At 64.7% G+C, this 17,646-nt stretch carries 17 protein-coding genes; 3 read left to right on the top strand and 14 right to left on the bottom strand.

The window, feature by feature from the left end; translation table 11 throughout:
* Positions 1-11: 11 nt before the first annotated feature.
* Positions 12-845, bottom strand: coding sequence for an alpha/beta fold hydrolase (locus LWC34_RS50640; protein ID WP_233733326.1), 834 nt, complete (start codon positions 843-845; stop codon positions 12-14).
* A gap of 39 nt (positions 846-884) precedes the next feature.
* Between LWC34_RS50640 and LWC34_RS50635 the strand changes: the two genes are divergently transcribed.
* Positions 885-1,424, top strand: coding sequence for a CGNR zinc finger domain-containing protein (locus LWC34_RS50635; RefSeq protein ID WP_233733325.1), 540 nt, complete (start codon positions 885-887; stop codon positions 1,422-1,424).
* Positions 1,425-1,428: 4 nt separating this feature from the next.
* Here LWC34_RS50635 and LWC34_RS50630 read toward each other — a convergent pair whose 3' ends face one another.
* From LWC34_RS50630 to LWC34_RS50590, 9 genes are all read right to left on the bottom strand, one after another.
* Positions 1,429-1,851: a hypothetical protein gene (locus LWC34_RS50630; RefSeq protein ID WP_233733324.1), complete on the bottom strand. Its 423-nt coding sequence runs from the start codon at positions 1,849-1,851 to the stop codon at positions 1,429-1,431.
* A 17-nt stretch (positions 1,852-1,868) separates the two neighbouring features.
* Positions 1,869-3,077 (bottom strand): serpin family protein, encoded by a 1,209-nt coding sequence (locus LWC34_RS50625; RefSeq protein WP_233733323.1) that lies wholly within the window; start codon positions 3,075-3,077, stop codon positions 1,869-1,871.
* Positions 3,078-3,115: 38 nt separating this feature from the next.
* Entirely contained in the window at positions 3,116-5,182 is a 2,067-nt protein-coding gene (locus LWC34_RS50620) for a xanthine dehydrogenase family protein molybdopterin-binding subunit (RefSeq protein WP_233733321.1), read from the bottom strand.
* Positions 5,179-6,171 (bottom strand): FAD binding domain-containing protein, encoded by a 993-nt coding sequence (locus LWC34_RS50615; RefSeq protein WP_233733319.1) that lies wholly within the window; start codon positions 6,169-6,171, stop codon positions 5,179-5,181. The genes LWC34_RS50620 and LWC34_RS50615 overlap by 4 nt, the downstream gene beginning before the upstream one ends.
* The gene (locus tag LWC34_RS50610) at positions 6,168-6,671 is read right to left on the bottom strand and encodes a (2Fe-2S)-binding protein (RefSeq protein ID WP_233733318.1); all 504 of its coding nucleotides are present in this window, start codon (positions 6,669-6,671) and stop codon (positions 6,168-6,170) included. The genes LWC34_RS50615 and LWC34_RS50610 overlap by 4 nt, the downstream gene beginning before the upstream one ends.
* Entirely contained in the window at positions 6,668-7,600 is a 933-nt protein-coding gene (locus LWC34_RS50605) for a hypothetical protein (protein WP_233733317.1), read from the bottom strand. Before LWC34_RS50605 ends, LWC34_RS50610 begins: the two co-directional genes overlap by 4 nt.
* A gap of 80 nt (positions 7,601-7,680) precedes the next feature.
* Complete coding sequence (locus LWC34_RS50600) at positions 7,681-8,526, bottom strand: helix-turn-helix domain-containing protein (protein WP_233733316.1); 846 nt, start codon at positions 8,524-8,526, stop codon at positions 7,681-7,683.
* A gap of 102 nt (positions 8,527-8,628) precedes the next feature.
* Positions 8,629-11,061, bottom strand: a complete 2,433-nt coding sequence (locus LWC34_RS50595) for an ABC transporter permease (protein WP_233733315.1) — start codon at positions 11,059-11,061, stop codon at positions 8,629-8,631.
* On the bottom strand, positions 11,061-11,786 hold the full coding sequence (locus tag LWC34_RS50590; protein WP_233733314.1) for an ABC transporter ATP-binding protein: 726 nt from the start codon (positions 11,784-11,786) through the stop codon (positions 11,061-11,063). The genes LWC34_RS50595 and LWC34_RS50590 overlap by 1 nt, the downstream gene beginning before the upstream one ends.
* A 119-nt stretch (positions 11,787-11,905) precedes the next feature.
* Here LWC34_RS50590 and LWC34_RS50585 point away from each other — a divergent pair, with 119 nt between their 5' ends.
* Both LWC34_RS50585 and LWC34_RS50580 read left to right on the top strand, forming a co-directional pair.
* Positions 11,906-12,574 (top strand): response regulator transcription factor, encoded by a 669-nt coding sequence (locus LWC34_RS50585; RefSeq protein WP_233733313.1) that lies wholly within the window; start codon positions 11,906-11,908, stop codon positions 12,572-12,574.
* Positions 12,564-13,982, top strand: a complete 1,419-nt coding sequence (locus tag LWC34_RS50580; protein WP_233733312.1) for a sensor histidine kinase — start codon at positions 12,564-12,566, stop codon at positions 13,980-13,982. Before LWC34_RS50585 ends, LWC34_RS50580 begins: the two co-directional genes overlap by 11 nt.
* Here the strand turns inward: LWC34_RS50580 and LWC34_RS58515 are convergent.
* The 4 genes from LWC34_RS58515 to LWC34_RS50560 form a co-directional block, all read right to left on the bottom strand.
* Positions 13,927-14,754, bottom strand: a complete 828-nt coding sequence (locus LWC34_RS58515; protein ID WP_308200276.1) for an HNH endonuclease signature motif containing protein — start codon at positions 14,752-14,754, stop codon at positions 13,927-13,929. The two genes, LWC34_RS50580 and LWC34_RS58515, sit on opposite strands and share 56 nt — an antisense overlap.
* Positions 14,694-15,200, bottom strand: coding sequence for a DUF222 domain-containing protein (locus LWC34_RS57695; protein WP_308200275.1), 507 nt, complete (start codon positions 15,198-15,200; stop codon positions 14,694-14,696). The genes LWC34_RS58515 and LWC34_RS57695 overlap by 61 nt, the downstream gene beginning before the upstream one ends.
* A gap of 84 nt (positions 15,201-15,284) precedes the next feature.
* Positions 15,285-17,120: a bifunctional metallophosphatase/5'-nucleotidase gene (locus LWC34_RS58510; protein ID WP_233733311.1), complete on the bottom strand. Its 1,836-nt coding sequence runs from the start codon at positions 17,118-17,120 to the stop codon at positions 15,285-15,287.
* A gap of 142 nt (positions 17,121-17,262) precedes the next feature.
* Positions 17,263-17,646: a hypothetical protein gene (locus tag LWC34_RS50560; RefSeq protein ID WP_233733309.1), complete on the bottom strand. Its 384-nt coding sequence runs from the start codon at positions 17,644-17,646 to the stop codon at positions 17,263-17,265.

Below are 17,646 nucleotides of genomic sequence, written 5' to 3'. Positions count from 1 at the left end.
GATGTCCGTTACTAGACAAGGAATTTCTTGAGGTGATCGGCCACAGTGGCCGGTTGCTCCTCAGCGAGGAAGTGCCCGCACTCCTCGATCGCGAAGCCCGTGACGTCCTCGGCATAGGCACGCCAGATCTCCAGCGTCGGCAACTTGCCGAGCAAACCTGTTGCGCCCCATAGGGACAGCACCGGGATCGTCAGCTTGCGTCCCGCGTCAGCGTCATCATGGTCGGCGTCGGCGGGAAAAGACGCGCGATAGTCGTCGAAACCCGCCCGCAGTGCACCGGGCGCGGAGAACGCCTTGATGTACTCGTCAGCCGCGTCGAGCCCTTGCCGCTGGTAGGTCCAGCGTTCGAAGAAGTAGTTCAGGTACGCCGGGATGTTCTGCCCGGCAAGCAGTTCCGGCAGATCGGGCTGTAGGTGAAACAGCCAGTGCCAGTAGCCGCGGGCGGTGTCGGCGGTCATCCGCCGCCACATCTCCCGCGTCGGGATGATGTCCATGACCGCGAACCGGTCGATCTCATCGGGACGGTCGAGCGCCCATCGATGTGCGACTCTGCCGCCCCGGTCGTGCCCGACCACGCTGACCCGGTCAAACCCCAGCGCACGGACGAGTTCCGAGACGTCCGAGGCCATCGTGCGCTTGTCGAAGCCGTCCCGGGGTTTGTCGGTCAGCCCGTATCCACGCAGGTCCGGGGCGATCACGGTATGTGTCGCCGCCAGATCGTCGAAGATCTTGTGCCAGCAGTAGGAGGTCTGCGGCCATCCGTGCAGCAGCACCACGGGTGGCCCGTCGCCGCCACGCCGGTAGTGCATGCGAATCCCGTTCACCGTCAGCATCGCTGAGTCCATACTTCTTTCTAACCCTATGAGAGGGTTAGAATCAAGACCGTGGACTGGATCTTCGACGGCGGCAGGCGCTGCCTCGACTTCGTGAACACGCTGCGCGACCGCTACACGAGCGGCCGTGAACAGCTGACCGACCCGGCTTTGCTGGCGGAATGGCTGGTCGCGGCCGGGCATGCCGAACGTCGTCACCGCGTGACGGCCGAAGAACTGGCATTGGCCCGCGAACTGCGTGAAGCCATCGACCGGTTGGCACGGGGCGAAACGAAGGCGGCCGACGTGCGCCTGGTCAACCAAATGGCTGCTGAGCTGCCGGTTCCCCAGTTGCAGATCCATGCCGACGGGCCGCAGCGAGTGCTTCGGTTTTCCCAAGGCCCGGTCCGGGCGATCCTGGCCGAGCTGGCCACGGATGCCATTGACCTCGTGGCCAGCAACGGGCTGGTGCGGATCTGCGCGTCCGACACCTGCGGGGTGCGTTTCGTCGACGCGTCACCCAAGCACAACCGCCAATGGTGCTCGATGGCCAGATGCGGCAACCGCGCCAAAGCCCGCGCGCACTACGCCCGCCGGAAGTCGAGCACCTGAGAACTCAGCATCCCTTGTACAGCTGTACCGCTTCCCAAGCACGAGCCTGCTCATCGCTCATCGGGATATCGATTTCGCTGGCTTTCCAGTCAGGCTTGACGCCTGCTGCCGACGTGGCGACCATCTTTCGCACCACGCCGAACTGCGGCACGATCTCCGCTGGCACCGTCGGCGCCATCTTCTCACCGAGCGAGGCGACGGCGGCAGAGGACTGCTGTAGGGACACCAAATCTATGGAGCCACCGTCCATGAGGCCCAAGCTGTGGGCCATATAGGTCGTCACATGGTCGTTGAACGCCGGCAGGTCCCGGCAAAACTCGGGCGAGGCGGTGGTCTTCGCTGGAGGAGGAGCCGCTTCCGGCTGACTGGTACAGCCAGTCAGCAGCATGGCAGCGGCAACGAGGCCGGAAGTAATCCGCAGGTGCACGCGACCACCTTAGTGCTTCAGCCTGCTGTGGGATCGTTGATCCGGCCGAGGAACAAAGGCGCTCCCGTTGTCGTGTCGGTGATGACGAAGATGAACGGCCGGTCCACGGTCACGGTCTGCACCATCGGCGCCGACGTGGTTTTCATGACAACGCCAGTCGCCGCCGCGGCCTCGGTACCTTCCTCGTCCACCTGGACGAAAGTCTTGTGCTGCACCGAGCTGATGTACAGCCGCTCCTGCAGGGTTATTCCGCTGAAGTCCGCCGATGGCGAGAACGCGAGCGGCATTCCGGCGTCTTCGAGGGTCGTCGCCAGCTCCATGCCTGACCGCACGGTGAACTTGGGCATCGCGAGCTGCACGTCCATCGGCTGGACCTCGCTGAGCAGAGCCGCGATTCCCTTGGTACGAACAGCTTCCTGCGAGGAAGCCAGGATCACGGTGAACGCCAGCTTGCCGCCTTTGTACGGCACAGTCACGACCTGATACCCCGGCCCTTCGGCGTAGCCGAGCTGCGCCTTTGGCTCTTTGGAAAGATCATTGCGCATCATCGGCACGGTGACGGTCGAGCCGTCGGCGCGGGTGAACGGATCGTCCCTGGTCATCTCCTTGGGGAACTCCCGAGCCCACGCGGCCTTCAGATACAGCGCGTTCGTGAGCACCATCCGTGTCGTCGGGTTGATCGCTTCAGACGGGAACAAATCTGAGATCTTGCCTGCGGTCTGGTCTTCGACGGTCTTGTTGATCCGCTCACGAGCACCGCGCGAGTCCCTGATGAAATCGGCCTCGTTCATCGTGGCGCCGAACTGGTTTCGCAACGTGGCGGTGTACGCAGGCTCAACCGCCATGCCCTGCTGCGCCCAGACGATGTTGTTGACCTTGAGGTCGGTGAGGTCGAACGCGGGCATCCGAGGCTGCACGCCTTCGGGCAGGTGCAGCACCTTGTTGATCTGCGCAGCCGTCTCCCCAGCCGCCCCGGCGCCGACCATCTGCAACGCCAGCGACACACTGGCCGGGGATACGACCAGGTTGGACCGGTCCGCCAGGGTCGGTGAGGTCAGCAGGTCGAGTCCGAACGTGTCCATGGCCGAGACCAGCCTGGCCATATCCGCCGGGACCTGGTGTGCGACCGGAAGTGCGGGCGGCAACGGCTCGGGAGGAGCGTCAGTGCCACAAGCCGTGACGACCAAAACCAAACCGAGCGCCGATAACCGTGTCGAGACCGCCATATTGATAAAGACGGTCCCGACACAGCAAGGGTTGCAACCTATATCTGCCCGATGATCTTGTCGAGCGTGATCGGCAGGTCACGCACGCGGATACCGGTCGCGTGATACACCGCGTTGGCGATGGCGGCCGTCATACCGACGATGCCGATCTCGCCTATGCCCTTCGTGCCCAACTCGTTGGTGTACTCGTCCTTCGACTCGACCCAGTACGCCTCCACGGTGCCCACATCGGCGTTGGCCGCGAAGTGGTACCCGGCGAAGTCACGGTTGACGAACTGGCCGTAGCGGGTGTCCACCACGGTCGCCTCGTGCAGTGTCTGTGACAGGCCCTGGGTCATCGCGCCGACCAGCTGCGACCGGGCGGTCTTCGGGTTGATGATCCGGCCAGCGTCGAACACACCGAGCATCCGGGGCACGCGGATCTCGCCGGTTTCGGAGTTCACCCGCACCTCGACGAAGTGCGCGCCGAAGGTGTTCATCTCGTACTCCGCGGCCTTGGGGTTGCCGCCGAACACCTCGGTCTCGGTCTTCTTGCCGTCCTTGAGCAGCTTCGCCGCCTCCATCACGGCGTTGCCCCAACTGCCAAGACCGGAGGAGAACCCGGCCGTCGAGCCCATCGGCAGCGAGCTGTCGCCGATCTCCAAGTCCACAAGGGAGATATCGACGCCAAGGGCGTCCGCGGCGATCTGCGACAAGGCCGTCCACGTGCCGGTGCCGATGTCCACCGCCGCGATCTGCACGGAGTACCGACCATCGACATGCGTGATCCGGCAGGAGTTGCCGGGGAAACGCGGCGACGGATAGGTCGCGGAGGCCACGCCGCTGCCGTAGAGCCAGGCGCCTTCGCGTCGCCTTGACCGGTTGGCCCAGTCGAACCGCCGGGCGCCCTCGGTCAGGCACTCCTTCAGTTTGCGGCTGGAGAACGGGTTTCCGGACTCCGGGTGCAGTTCGGGTTCGTTGATGATCCGGAACTCGACCGGGTCGATCCCGCACGCCTCAGCCATCTCGTCGATCGCTGACTCGAGCGCGAACATGCCCTGTGACTCGCCTGGCGCACGCATGATCGTCGGCACCGGCATGTCGAGCATCGCCAACCGGTGCGTGGTTCGCCGGTTCGGCGCGTCGTACATCAGCCTCGTGCACACGCCGATCTGCTCGGCGTACATGTACGCGTTGGAGCTGCCCTGGACGGTGTCGTGCGCGACCGCGGTGAGTTTCCCGTCCGCGGTCGCACCGAGCTGGACGCGTGACGACGTCGGCGTCCTGTATCCGACCGTCGAGAACATCTGTTGGCGCGTCAGGTTGAGTTTCACCGACCGGCCGACGATCTTGCTGACCATGACCGCCAGCGTCGCGTAGGAGTGCGGCCGGATCTTCGACCCGAACCCACCGCCGGTGTACGGCGCGACAATACGGACGTTCGCCGGTTCAAGCCCGAACAGCGCGGCGATGATCCCCTGGTTCATCGACACGCCCTGGCTGCCCATGTAGACCGTGACGTGCGAGTCGTCGGCCCACTCCACCACCGCGGCATGCGGTTCCAGAGGATTGTGGTGGTTGATCGGTGTCGTGTACGTCTGGTCGATCCGGAAGTCCGCGGCCGCCAACGCGGCGTCGACGTCGCCGAAGCTGGTGTCGGCGGGCATACCGTTCTGCAGCTCGCCGTCCATCTCGCCGAACAGCGCGGCGTGGTGAGGCTTGACGACGTCCTCACGGTCGCCGCGCATCTCGACGTCGTGGGTACGTGGCTCGTAGTGCACCTGGACCAAACCCGCCGCGTAGCGCGCGATTTCCGGGGTTTCCGCGATGACCGCGCCGATGAACTGGCCGTACCAGCCCACTTCGTCGCTCTGCAGCACGTCGATCTGTGGGTCGCCGGTCGCGTTGAGCTTGATGGCGTTCTCGTGCGTGACCACGGCGATCACGCCGGGTTCGGCCAGCGCCTGCTCGGCGTCGATCTGGGCGATGCGGCCAGCTGCGATCGTGGACAGTAGCGGGAACACGTGCGCCGGGTTGGTGACGTGCTGCTCGAAGGCGTACGGCGCGGCGCCGCGGACCTTCAGCGGGCCGTCGATCCGGTTGAGCGGCTTGCCGATGGCGGTCACTGGCCAACCTCCGTGATATTGGCAAGGTCAGAAAGCATGCGAACAATGACATTGCGGGCCAGCGGGACCTTGAAACCGTTGTCCCGCAAGGGCTGTGCCTGAGCCAGCTCGGCTTCGGCGGCCACCTGGAAGTGGTCAACGGTCGGCGCCAGACTGCGTAGCATCCGCTCGGCTTCCCAAGCACGCCAAGGCTTGTGCGCCATCCCGCCGAGAGCGATGCGGACGTCCTTGATGACCCCGTCGGCGATTTCCAGCGACGCGGCAACAGAAACCAGGGCGAACGCGTACGACGCCCGGTCCCTGACCTTGCGATATGCCGAAGGCGCCGAGAACGCTGGCAGGTCGATCGCGGTGATCAGCTCACCACGTTCGAGCACGTTGTCGCGGTCAGGTGTGTCCTCAGGCAACCGGTGGAAGTCGGTCAGCGGAATCATCCGCTCGCCGTCGAGGCCCTGCACCCGCACGACAGCGTTCAACGCGGCGAGCGGCACGGCCATGTCCGACGGAAAAGTCGCCACACATGAAGGCGAGTGTCCGATGATCGCGAGGTCGCGGTGATGTCCTTGCAGCGCTGAACATCCGGTGCCTGGCTCGCGCTTGTTGCACGGCATCTCGACGTCCTGGAAGTAGGAACACCGGGTGCGCTGCAACAGGTTTCCGCCTGCCGTGGCCCAGTTGCGCAACTGGTAGGACGCACCGGCGAGGATCGCCTGCGAGAGCATCGAATAGTTACGCCGGACGCGCCGGTCGGCGGCGATCTCCGAATTGGACACCGCCGCGCCGATCCGCAGGCCGCCGTCTGGCAGGTCCTCGATCTGCTTCGAGGTCAAGGTTCTGATGTCGATCAGCACGTCCGGGGTGGCCACTTCGACCTTCATCAGGTCGACGAGGTTGGTCCCACCGGCAAGGTACGCGGCATGCGGTTCGTCGCGCATCATCGTGATCGCCGAGGTCACGTCGGCCGGCTGCTCGTAGCGGAACGGCTTCATGAGTTCGCGACCTCCGAGATGGCGGGAACGATGTTGCAGTACGCGGCGCAGCGGCACAGGTTGCCGCTCATCCGCTCGGCGATCTCGGTATGCGTGAGCTCGACCTGCTCGGCGTTCGGGTCCTCACTGACCACGCTCGGCCAGCCCTCCTTGGCCTCCTGGATCATGCCGACGGCCGAAACGATCTGGCCGGGCGTGCAGTATCCACATTGGAACGCGTCGTGCTCGATGAACGCCTTCTGCAGCGGGTGCAGCTCGTCGCCATCGGCAAGGCCTGCCGCGGTCACGATCTCCGCGTCCTGGTGCGCCACAGCCAATGCCAGACAGCTGACCGCACGCTTGCCGTCAAGCAGGATCGTGCACGCGCCACACTGGCCGTGGTCGCAGCCTTTCTTGGTACTGGTGATCCCAAGCCGGTCACGAAGCGCGTCCAGCAACGTCGTACGCGGGTCAACGTCCAGCTTGTGCTCGACCCCGTCGACCTTCAGCGTGATCTTCACTTCTTCTTACCTCCCACCGGCCAGCGTCGCCATACCGCGACGTGCATGATGACTGCGATGCCGAGTGCGTTAGCGGCGGCGTAAGCCACCCAATGGTCAGGCTCGGTCAGTTGGTTCACGACAGTGGACAGTCCTAAGTAGAGCACAATGGTGCCGATCACGACGGTTGTGACCGTCAGCACCTTGCCCATCGGCTCGAACAGCATGGCGACCACGAGAACCGCGGCGATACCACAACTGCCGACCGCGCCGACCCTGCCGTAGTCCCACCCGACCACGTCGAGCAGCACAACGTGAGTCAGCAGACCCGCGGCGATCACCCCGAGGTTGCTGGCCGCCAACCTGAGGCGGAACCTGCTGATCTTGCTGAACGGCCAGCCGCGCAGCGCCACGAAGAACACTGTCTGCCACATACCGATCGCCGCGAGCAGGGACGAGAAGAACCCGTGTCCCATGCCCGCGGCGGTCGCGACAAGATAGAGTCCCGCGCCGACGATCCAGCTGGCCACCAGGGCGACAAGGCCCGGCCAGTGGACGCCACGCCCCTGTAATGGCCAGCCGTCCGACACCAGGGTCAGTTGCAAGATCACCACGAACACCGCGATCCCAAGTGGAACCGTGTCGTCCGCGGCGACGACCATGTCACCTATCCACGCCAGACCGAGCCCGACGATCAGGATGATCGCGGTATCGGTCAAACCGGACCAACCCGGCCGCAACCGGCTGCCCGGCCAGTCCTGCCACCAGAACGCGATCATCGCGATCGCAGGCAGCGCGTACGTGGTCACCGCACCGAGTGCGTCCACCGTCTGCTCGGGTCCGCCGAACCCGAACGCCAGCAAGACGAAGGCGGGAACGACCACGAGCAGTCCGGCAACACTGACCGCTGTGGGCGTCGTCGCCGTCTCCGCGCTTGTCGCGTCAACCATCTGACCTGCCCATTCGTCAATTCGAGGGTTTCAGACTGGATGGCAGAGCCAGGCTTTTCTCACCCCGCATTGCGGGATGGTCACCCGAAATTGCGGAACTCGGTCGGCGAGACGCCGTACCGGCGCCGGAAAGCGGCCGCGAACTGGCCAGGACTGCGGTACCCGCACGCGATTGCGACTTGCAACACAGTCTTGTCGTTGTCCCGCAACATTTCCGCCGCCCGTGCCATCCGTAGCTCGGTCAGGTAACGGTGTGGAGTCTGTCCTGTCGCGCGCGTGAACATCCGCAGGAAGTGGTACTTGCTGACGCTGACAAGTGCCGCGAGTTCATCCAGTCGGATGTCCTCGGACAGGTGAGCCCGCATGTACTCGGTGACTTGATCCAAACCGGACCGTCCCATCGCGAGCGGTTCGACGGCCGGTTTGTTGTTGGCCGTGTACATCAGATGGGCGACGAGCATCTGGGTGATCGACTCCGCGTAGTACTCAGGCGCACTCTGCTGCAGCGCGCGCTTCAACGCGTTGCCCGCCGCGGCGACCAACGGGTCCTCGAGCAGCAGTGAGTCGAACGCCCAGTACTCGTCCACCGGCAGATGCAAGTGCAGTGATTCCAAGGGATACGGCGAGGTGGACTTCCACCGCAGCACGCTGACGTTGCCCGGCGCGGTCAGCCCGGCTGAGCCCGGGCGGTAGTTCGCCCGGTGCCAGCCCCTGCCCTTGCGACTTTCGATCTGCATCGTGCCACTCAGCGCGACCACCAGGGTCAGTTCCGACGATGCCACGGTGGTGAACTCGTCGGTCACGTCCGGATCGCGGTATGTCCTGGCGAGCATCGACTGCCAGCCAAGAGGCTCGCTGCACAGCAGCCGCTTCGACGGCAGCGCGCGACCCGCCAGCTTGTTACTCTCGGAGATATCGGCTCGCATAGAGGCCACGCTACGTGCGGTTTCGCTGGACCGCCTGGCGGGAAATTGCCCTTCCAGGCGGTAACAGCCCATTTTACTGCCCGCTTAGGCTAAAACTCCGTTTCACGCCACCGCAAGCCCCTCGGTCACTTGTCCCTTCGCGGCCTTGCGCGCGGGCGGCAACGTCGCCAGCGGTGCCGCGAGAACCGCTGCGCCAAGCAGGACCACGATCTGTACAAACGGGACGGTCAGCGTGATCGGTGCGGCGTCAGTTGATGCCGTCAACACGATCAGCCAGGCGCCGCCAATCCCCAGCACCAAGCCAAGAATCGCACCGACACCGGTGATCAGGCCAGCCTCGATGACCAGCGTCCCGCCGAGGCCTCCCCTGGTCAGGCCGAGCGCCCTGAGCAACGCGGATTCCCTGGTGCGTTCGAGAACTGAGAGCGACAGCGTGTTCGCGATGCCCGCGAGCGCCACCACAACAGCCAGCCCTATCAGGGCCCACAACACCGCGAGGGTGTCCCGCAACGACTCGGTCATCTGGTCCCTGAGCTGGGTGATGTCGCGCATCTGGGCCAATGGTGAGGTCGCAACGACTTGTTCGAGCTGTGCGGCAGTGATTCCTGGCTTGAGTTTGACCAAGATCGCGTCGTAGCCACGGAAATCCGTCTCCAACTGCCGCGCCGTGCTCATGTCCACCATGGTGAGTCCGATGTCGGCGCCAGGGCCCGAGGCGGCTTCGTAAATTCCAGTGACTGTCAGTTTCAGTTTCCGATCGGCCGTCACGGTCTGCCCGACCGTCAGGCCGGACTGCTTGGCGAACTCTTGGCTGAGCGCGATGTCACCCGGCCCGATCCGGTCAAGCGAGCCGCTGATCACGGCCGGCCGCAGCAGTGTGCCGACCACATCGCCTTGAACACCGGTCAATGAGGCTCCGCCGCCGGTGTCGAGGCTCACCGACGAGTTGTACATCGGTGTGGTTGTGGCCACTTCACCCAGTCGTGTCACAAGGGACTCGGGCAGCGCTTGACCGGAAATGGCTGACACCACCGAGTAATCCGCGACGAACTGCTTGTTCACGGCGTCGTTCGTGCTCTGCTCGACACTGGCGGTCACCGTCGTGACCAGGATGACGACCATCAGGCAGATCGTGAGTGCCGCCGTTGTCGCCGCGGTCCGTCTGGGGTTTCGATCCGCATTCGCGGTCGCTAGTACGCCAGTAGTTCCGAATATACGGCGTGGCAACGCTCCTAACGTCCGCACGAACGGTCCAACTAGGACAGGTCCGAGCGCGAGAACCGCGCCAAAGAAGGCCAAGATGCCCAGGCCGACGATCGCGGCGCCATCTTGACCATTGGGGACACCCACGATTGCGGCCAGCACGCCAAGGGCGAACAACACCACTGCCGCCGCCACGCGCTTCTTGCTCGTGCGCTGCACGTCGCCGTCCGGCAACGCTCGCAACGCGGCGATCGGCGCGACGGCCGTGGCACGCCGGGCCGGGAGGACCGACGCGAACAGGGTGACCAGCACGCCAACCGCGAACGCCGCCACGATCGTGCGCGTCGCGATCGGCATGTACACGTCTTGGCCGAGCGAGCCTTGGAGTGCGGCCGAAAGCCCCAGCCCGGCAAGGAATCCGATCAAGGAGGCCACGATGCCCATCCCCAGGGCCTCTCCCACCACGCCCATGAACACCTGCCGCCTGCCCGCGCCGATGCAGCGCAGCAGGGCGAGTTCGCTGGAACGCTGGGCGATCAGGATGGTGAACGTGTTGTGGATGACCAAAACGGCCACGGCCGACGCCAGAATGGCAAAGGCAGTCAGAAAATCACCAAGACTGTCACCGCCAGGTGGGGTTTGCCGCACGAGTTCCGCTTCCGCCTGCGCCCCGGTCTGCACCTTGGCCCCGGAGACCACTTTGGAGATCGCGCTCGCCAGTGCTTGGCGGCTTGTGTCCGGCGCAGCTCGTACGACGATCTTGCTGTGCTCGTCGCTGTGCAGCACCTCAGGCAGCAGCGTCACCTGGGTTCCGCTGCCACCAAGGTCTCCGCTGGTGACCAATGGTTTGATCGTGCCGACGACGGTGAAAGGTGTTTGCTGGCCCTGCACCATGAGCGTGATCTGTTGTCCGGGCTCGTATCCGGCCCGCTCATCGACCGCGACCTCGGCCGCACTGGCCGGGTAGCGGCCTTTGACGAGGTCGAACGGGCGGAGCCGGTCGTCGGTCGCCAGCGTGGTCGCGGCCGCGTCCTTGACCGTGCGGCCTTCCACGATCGGAGTCGCCGATACGTCCCGCCAGTCCGCCGCCGCGACTCCGGGAACGGCGCGGACAGCGTCCAACGCCTTGGTTTCGAGCCGCTTGGCACTGGCCTCGACCTGGACGTCGACATTCCGCACGCTCGCGGCCGCTTGCGCCCTCAGCTCCGCCTTGACCGCGTCGCCAAGGGTCATCGCGCCGGTCACGAACGTGACGCCGAGCGCGATCGCGACCATGCACAGGATCAGCCTCGCGGTCCGGGCCTTCAGCCCGGCAAGAACAACCCTCAGCATCACGCCGCCAACTGCGCGAGCGCGTTCGTGACCGTGGCAGGTGTCGGGCCCTGGATCCGCCCGGCGATCTGACCGTCAGCCAGGAGCACGACTTCATCGGCATACGACGCCGCGACCGGGTCGTGCGTCACCATGATCACCGTCTGGCCGAGCTCGCCGACCGACATCTTCAGGAACCGCAACACCTCGCTGCCTGAACGGGAGTCAAGGTTGCCGGTCGGTTCGTCGGCGAACACCACTTCCGGCTTGCCGACCAGAGCCCGCGCACACGCCACCCGCTGTTGCTGGCCACCGGACAACTGGCTGGGTTTGTGCCCGAGCCGGTCCCGCAAGCCCAGCATGTGCACCACCGCGTCGAACCACTGCCGATCCACCTGACGACCGGCCAGCTGCATGCCGAGCAGGATGTTCTGCTCGGCGGTGAGCGTCGGCAGCAGGTTGAACGCCTGGAAGACGAACCCGATCCGGTCGCGCCGCAGCAACGTCAGCTGCCGGTCGGTCATGCCGGAGATCGCGGTCTGCCCGACCGACACCACCCCGGAATCCACTGTGTCCAGTCCGGCAAGGCAGTGCAGCAAGGTGGACTTGCCGGATCCGGACGGCCCCATGATGGCCGTGAACCGGCGTGCGGGGAACGCCACGCTCACCCCGCGCAGCGCGTGTACCTGGGCATCGCCCTTGCCATAAGCCTTGACCACGTGGTCAGCCCCGACAGCCGTCAGCATGATGGTCCCTTTCAGTGGATTGCTTCGCCGAAAGAGTGCCAACGCGCCACTGAACGCATCCTGAAACACCCTGAAAATCTCTTCAGGCGCCGGTTTGTCCATCTGGGAAGATCGCTGTTATGCGGGTGCTGGTGGTTGAGGACGAGAAACGGCTCGCCGATACGTTGCAATGGGGTTTGGAGGCGGACGGGTATGCCGTCGACGTGGCAGGCAACGGTCTCGACGGGCTGCGCCTTGCCTCCGAACATCCGTATCAGGTGATCATTCTGGACATCATGCTGCCGGGCATGAACGGCTACCGGGTCTGTGCGGAGTTGCGTAAGCGAGGCAACCACACGCCGATCCTGATGCTGACCGCGAAGGATGGCGAGTACGACGAGGCCGAGGCGTTGGACACCGGCGCTGACGATTTCCTGCGTAAACCGTTCTCCTACCTTGTGCTTACGGCCCGTCTGCGGGCACTGATGCGCCGTGGCCCGATTGGCAGCTCGGCCAAGGTTTCCGTCGGTGACTTGACGGTGGATTCGTCTCGGCGGACGTGTCATCGCGGTTCTGTGGCCATTCCGTTGACCGCGAAGGAGTTCTCGGTGCTGGAGTGTCTCGCTCGGCACGCGGGGCAGGTTTTGTCCAAACAGGACATCATTGATCAGGTGTGGGACATGGCTTTCGATGGCGATCCGAATATCGTCGAGGTGTACATCAGTACGTTGCGCCGCAAGATAGACGCGCCTTTCGGGCGTAACACGATCACCACGGTTCGCGGCGTGGGGTATCGCCTTGAGGATTAAGTGGTGGCCCGCGTCGATGCGGGCGAGCGCGGCACTGACCGCGACCGTGGCGTGCCTCGCGGTTTTCACGCTCGGCGTCATCGGGTTGCGCGAGTACATGGTGGACACTGTGCTCGGGTCGTCGAAAACCGAGGCCGAGCTGGAACTCAGCCGGATCACCGATGCTTACCGAGCGGGCACTTCGGTGGACATCTCGCTCTTCGGTGACTCGATGTACGAGGTGGTCACCGATTCCGGGGAAACCGTTGTTCGCAGCAGGACGATTCGGCGGCTCGATCCCTCATGGCCAGGCCTGCCACCGGCACCAGCCAATGCGCCAGAGTTGTGGGAGACCAAGAGTGCTTTGAACTCCCCAACGCATCCGGATTGGCGGGAGAACCGGACGTACACCGTGGTCGGCGCCGCGGTATCGAACGTGCCCGCGCGCCTGGTGGAACCGTTGAGGCGAACGGGAGACCTGGCGCCCACGACGCCTTCTTCCAGCACGGCAACGTATCGGCTGACGGTGTATGTGTTCGTGCTGCCGTGGGAAGCCATCAGCGCGGAGACAGTGTTCAATCGCGGTCTGCGGATCGTGCTGCCTTTGGCTGTGATTTTCGTTGCCGGTCTGGCGTGGTTCGTCACCGGTCGTACTCTTCGTCCGGTCGAGGCGATCCGTCATGAACTCGCTGAAGTGAGCGAACACAACCTCGACCGCCGGGTGCCTGTCCCTCGTTCCCGCGACGAGATAGCCAAACTCGCCCGGACCACTAACGCCACTTTGGACAGACTTGAGGCTTTTCATCGCCGACAGCAGCAGTTCGTGGCAGACGCCAGCCATGAGCTTCGCAGCCCGTTGACGAACTTGCGGACCGGCCTTGAAGTCGCGCTGACCCACGCCGATCGAGCGGACTGGCCAGAGGTCGCTCGTGAGTCTCTTCAGGACATCTCACGCCTTCAGGACCTCACGTCGGACCTGTTGATGCTTGCTGTGAACGACAACAATTCCACTCCCCCCGCCGCGATCGTCGACCTGGCCGCCTTGGTCCAGGAATTCCGCCCGCGGGTCTCGTGCGTCGTGCCTCCGCACGCGCTGATGCGCGGCAACGCGAGCCAACTGGAACGCTTGCTGCGTAACCTCGTCGACAACGCCGCCCGCCACGCCAAGTCGTCGATTGTGGTGACCGTCCGCGACTCGGAGTCCTGGGTAGTCCTCGAAGTCCAGGACGACGGCCCCGGAATCGCGGTGGAGGACCGGGAACGCGTCTTCGAACGCTTCACGCGCCTCGACGACGCCCGAACCCGCAACTCCGGCGGCTCCGGCCTCGGCCTGACCATCGCCCGCGGCATAGCCACCCGCCACGGCGGAACCCTCACCGTAGAAGACAGTCCAACCGGCGGCCTCTTCGTCGCCCGCTTCCCCCACTAAAACGGCCGCAGGTCATAGGTTCGGGTTTGGTGGTGTGGGTGTGGCCTGTTGGGGTGCGGAAGGCGAGAATGCCGGGTTTGACGTGGTCGTAGCTCCATGCGCTGCGTTGGCGTAGGAGGTTGTGTTTCTTGCAGAGCAGGATGAGGTTGTTTTGAGAGGTGGGACCGCCTTTGTAGTGGGCGATGATGTGGTCGGTTTCGCAGCGATGTCCGGGGACGGAGCAGGCGGGTTGCCTGCACTCTCGATCTCGAAGTTGGATGAACCGCCGCAACGCTGGTGATGGGAAGCGTTTCTGGCTGACTTCCAGTAGTTCACCGGCGGGGTCGGTGAGGATCCGCCGCCAGGTGGCGTTCGTGGCCAGCTCGCGGGCGTATTCGGCCGTGATCGGGCCCACCCCGCTGATCTCACCCGGTTCCCGGTTGACACCCATGAGCGTGGTCATCGGGACAACCACGTTCACGTTGACCAAGGGCTGCAAGGTGTTGCGCCCAAGTACGAGGTCCATGAAACACATCGGCGCGGCGTTGGGCGAGGTTGCGTTCCGGGGTGTCGATGTTGCGGGGATCGGAGGTGTCGGCGTACGGCTGTCCGGGTAGCGCTGGCCGTGGTTGATCCGCTTGGCCAGCACGTCGATCTGGTTGTACGCGAACTCGGCCTCATGCTTCTCGAGATAGATCGTGATCGCGGACGGACCGTCCGGCCTGTGCCATTTCATGACGTCCCGTTCGCTCTTGGCGAGCTGGCGCCGCTGCTCCGCCCCCTCCGGGTCCACACGGATGACCTCGCGGCCAGGCCACGTTTGAACTTGGTGACGTTGTCGCGCGGGCCGTTGTCCAGGACGCGCTTCTCCACCTCCGAGGCCTGGTCTGGGTCGAGAGGTTCGGTGTAGTCGCGCATCGCCTTCACCCGCGACAGGTCAAAAACACCTTCTGCCAACGCATCCAGCGTGCGCGGCAACCGCTCCATCACGTCACGGGCGAAGATGATCTCAGCGGCGGCTTTGTTCGGGCTCATGTTCAGCCGCAGCGCCATCTCCTCGGGCGCCCCATCGGCGATCGTGGTTCCTTTCCTTGTGGGCTGGTTTTCGGTGGCGTATCCGGCCAGCGTTCGGATCCATTTGGCGTCGACCTCGGCTTTTCTCTCGGAAGACCCGCTCGAGGTCGTCGAGCTTTTCGAACATACGTTCAGATTATCGCAACTTTCCGGCCTGGTCGTCACTCTAAGGTGTACAGTTACTCGGCGTTGTCGCACGAAAAACGCGCTGGCACGCCAGGAAAGGCGTACCAGCGCTGGGTTCGTTCGTCAGGCGATCTTGGTGATTCGGTTGCGGGGGCCTGGGGCCACTGGGGCGGCGCCGAGGTGGTTCACCAGGGCGTCCACGTCGAACCCGGGAGCGGTGACTCGGCCGGTGCCGACGCTGAGCTTGGTGAAGCCGTCGCCGCCGTTGGCCAGGAAGTCGTTGCTGGTGACCTTGTAGCTTGCGGCCGGGTCGATCGGGGTTCCGTTCAACGCCATCGCGGACACGCGCTCACCCGCGGCCTTCGTGCTGTCGTACGAGTACGTGAATCCGTTCGACACCTGCAGGATTCGCTGGACGGTCTGGCCGCCGAAGCCGACGAACTGCTGCTCAAGGACTTCCTTCAGCTGCGCGCCGGTCAACGAGGCTGTGACCACCAAGTTGTTGAACGGCTGCACGGTGAATGCTTCGCCGTACGTGACGTCACCGGCTGGCTCGCCACCTGGGGAGTTGCCGAAGCTCAGGTCTGCTCGAATGCCGCCCGGGTTCATCAGCGCGATCTGGGCGCCCGCTGATGTCGTGTACGCGAGCTGGGCATCGGCGATCACGTCGCCCAAGGCTGTCTCGCCCGCAGGGCTCGCGGTGCGGCCGATGTCAGCGGTGATCTTGCCGACGATGCGGTTGGCGATGGGTGCGACGGCTGCGCGGTACTTGTCGACCAGTACCTTGGCGTCCTTGTCGACCAGTTCCGGGTTACGCAGGAATGCACCGGACGGGTCCGTTGCCCAGGTGCCGTCCGGACGCTTGATGCCGTTCTCGACGATGTTGTTGCGGGCCGAAACCTCGGCGAAGCGCTTGGTCTTCTTGTTGATCGTGAAGTCGATGTTGGTGACCAAGGTGCCGTTCGAACCCGCGCTCGTCACGACCGTGTTCGCGCCGGATGAGTTGGGCAGGGCGCAGCTGTAGAACCTGTGCGTGTGACCGGAGACGACCACGCCGTATTCGGGACGCAGGCCCTTGACGATGTCGGTGATCGGGCCAGCGAAGTTGGCGCAGCTCGACGGGTCCTGCACGGTGGGTGGCGGGTTTTGCGCGCCGCCTTCGTGCACGAGCAGGACAAGGGACTTCACGCCGATCAGGCGGAGCAGGTCGGCGTAGAAGTTCGCTGTTGTGATCTCGTCGAGAAATTCGACGTCCTTGATTCCCGCCGGGTTGACGATGCCCGGCGTGCCCTTGAGGGTCATGCCGACGAAACCGACCGGGACACCGCGGACGAACTTCACGTCAACCGGCGACAGGATCGGCAACCGCGTTTTCTTGTCCACCACGTTCGCGGCCAGGTACTTGTACGCCGCACCGGCGAATCCGTCGCCGTCCTGGCAGCCGTCGGTCGGGTGGCAGCCGCCTTTCTGCAGGCGCTTGAGTTCGGTGACGCCTTCGTCGAACTCGTGGTTGCCGACCGAGCTGATGTCCAGTCCGAGCTTGGAGAGCACTTCCACGCTCGGCTCGTCGTGGAATGCCGCGCTGATCAGCGGGGTCGCGCCGACCAGGTCACCGGCGCCGACCGTGAGCACCTGCTGGCCTTTGGCCTCGCCCGCTTCGCGCAGCCGCTTGACGTGGGTCGCGAGGAATTCGATACCACCAGCCGGCGTGCCGTTGACGAGGCCGCCGCTTCCGGTCGGCGGCTCAAGCGCGCCGTGGAAGTCGTTGAAGCCGAGCAGGCGGCCCTTGGCGGTGCTGCCATCGCGTTCGGTGTCATAGCTGACCGCGACCGGGGTCATCGGCGACCACTGCTCCGGCTGCGGCGCCGAAGGCGCGGACACTAGGGGTATCGCGACAACGAATCCAGCGGCGACCGCGAGACCAATACTGGCCCTCAGTACCGACCCGACACCAGACACAAGGGCCTCCGTAACGCGTCATTCGAATGAACGCATGCATCCTGCCTTGTCACGCGTTCGGTTAGGTGAACGGTCGATAACGGATTCCTCATCGGACTCACGGAGTAATCCCGTTGGCACAACGAGTAATGCGAGACGGCCGTTATTGAATCGCGCGTGCTTCGCTGACCACGAGCGGGGTTCCCTGCATACAAATAGTCGCCATCCCTGGCTCGACCTTGCCACGCACCGCGATACGCCGCCCAGGCACAGCGACCCGCGGATCGGCGCCGAGCAGCAGGTAGTTCTCGGATCCGGTCTGGAGCAGCACGCACGTCGCCTCGACACCGGCAACGACCGTGCCTTCCACCGACACCTCACCTGCGCCGCCGCCAGTGGGTTTGGTCGACGGCCTTGTTATCGGCGGCAGCGTCACGCTGGGTTCAGTCGTGGTGGTCGTCGGCGTACTCGTGACGGTCGGCGCTGGCTGCTGTGGTGACTCGCCACCCGCGGCGCATGCGCTCGTTACCACCAAGACTGCCGCCAC

Origin of the sequence: Kibdelosporangium philippinense, assembly GCF_021390435.2 — a bacterium.
Taxonomy (GTDB): domain Bacteria; phylum Actinomycetota; class Actinomycetes; order Mycobacteriales; family Pseudonocardiaceae; genus Kibdelosporangium; species Kibdelosporangium philippinense.
This window is presented reverse-complemented; position numbering and strand designations above follow the sequence as displayed.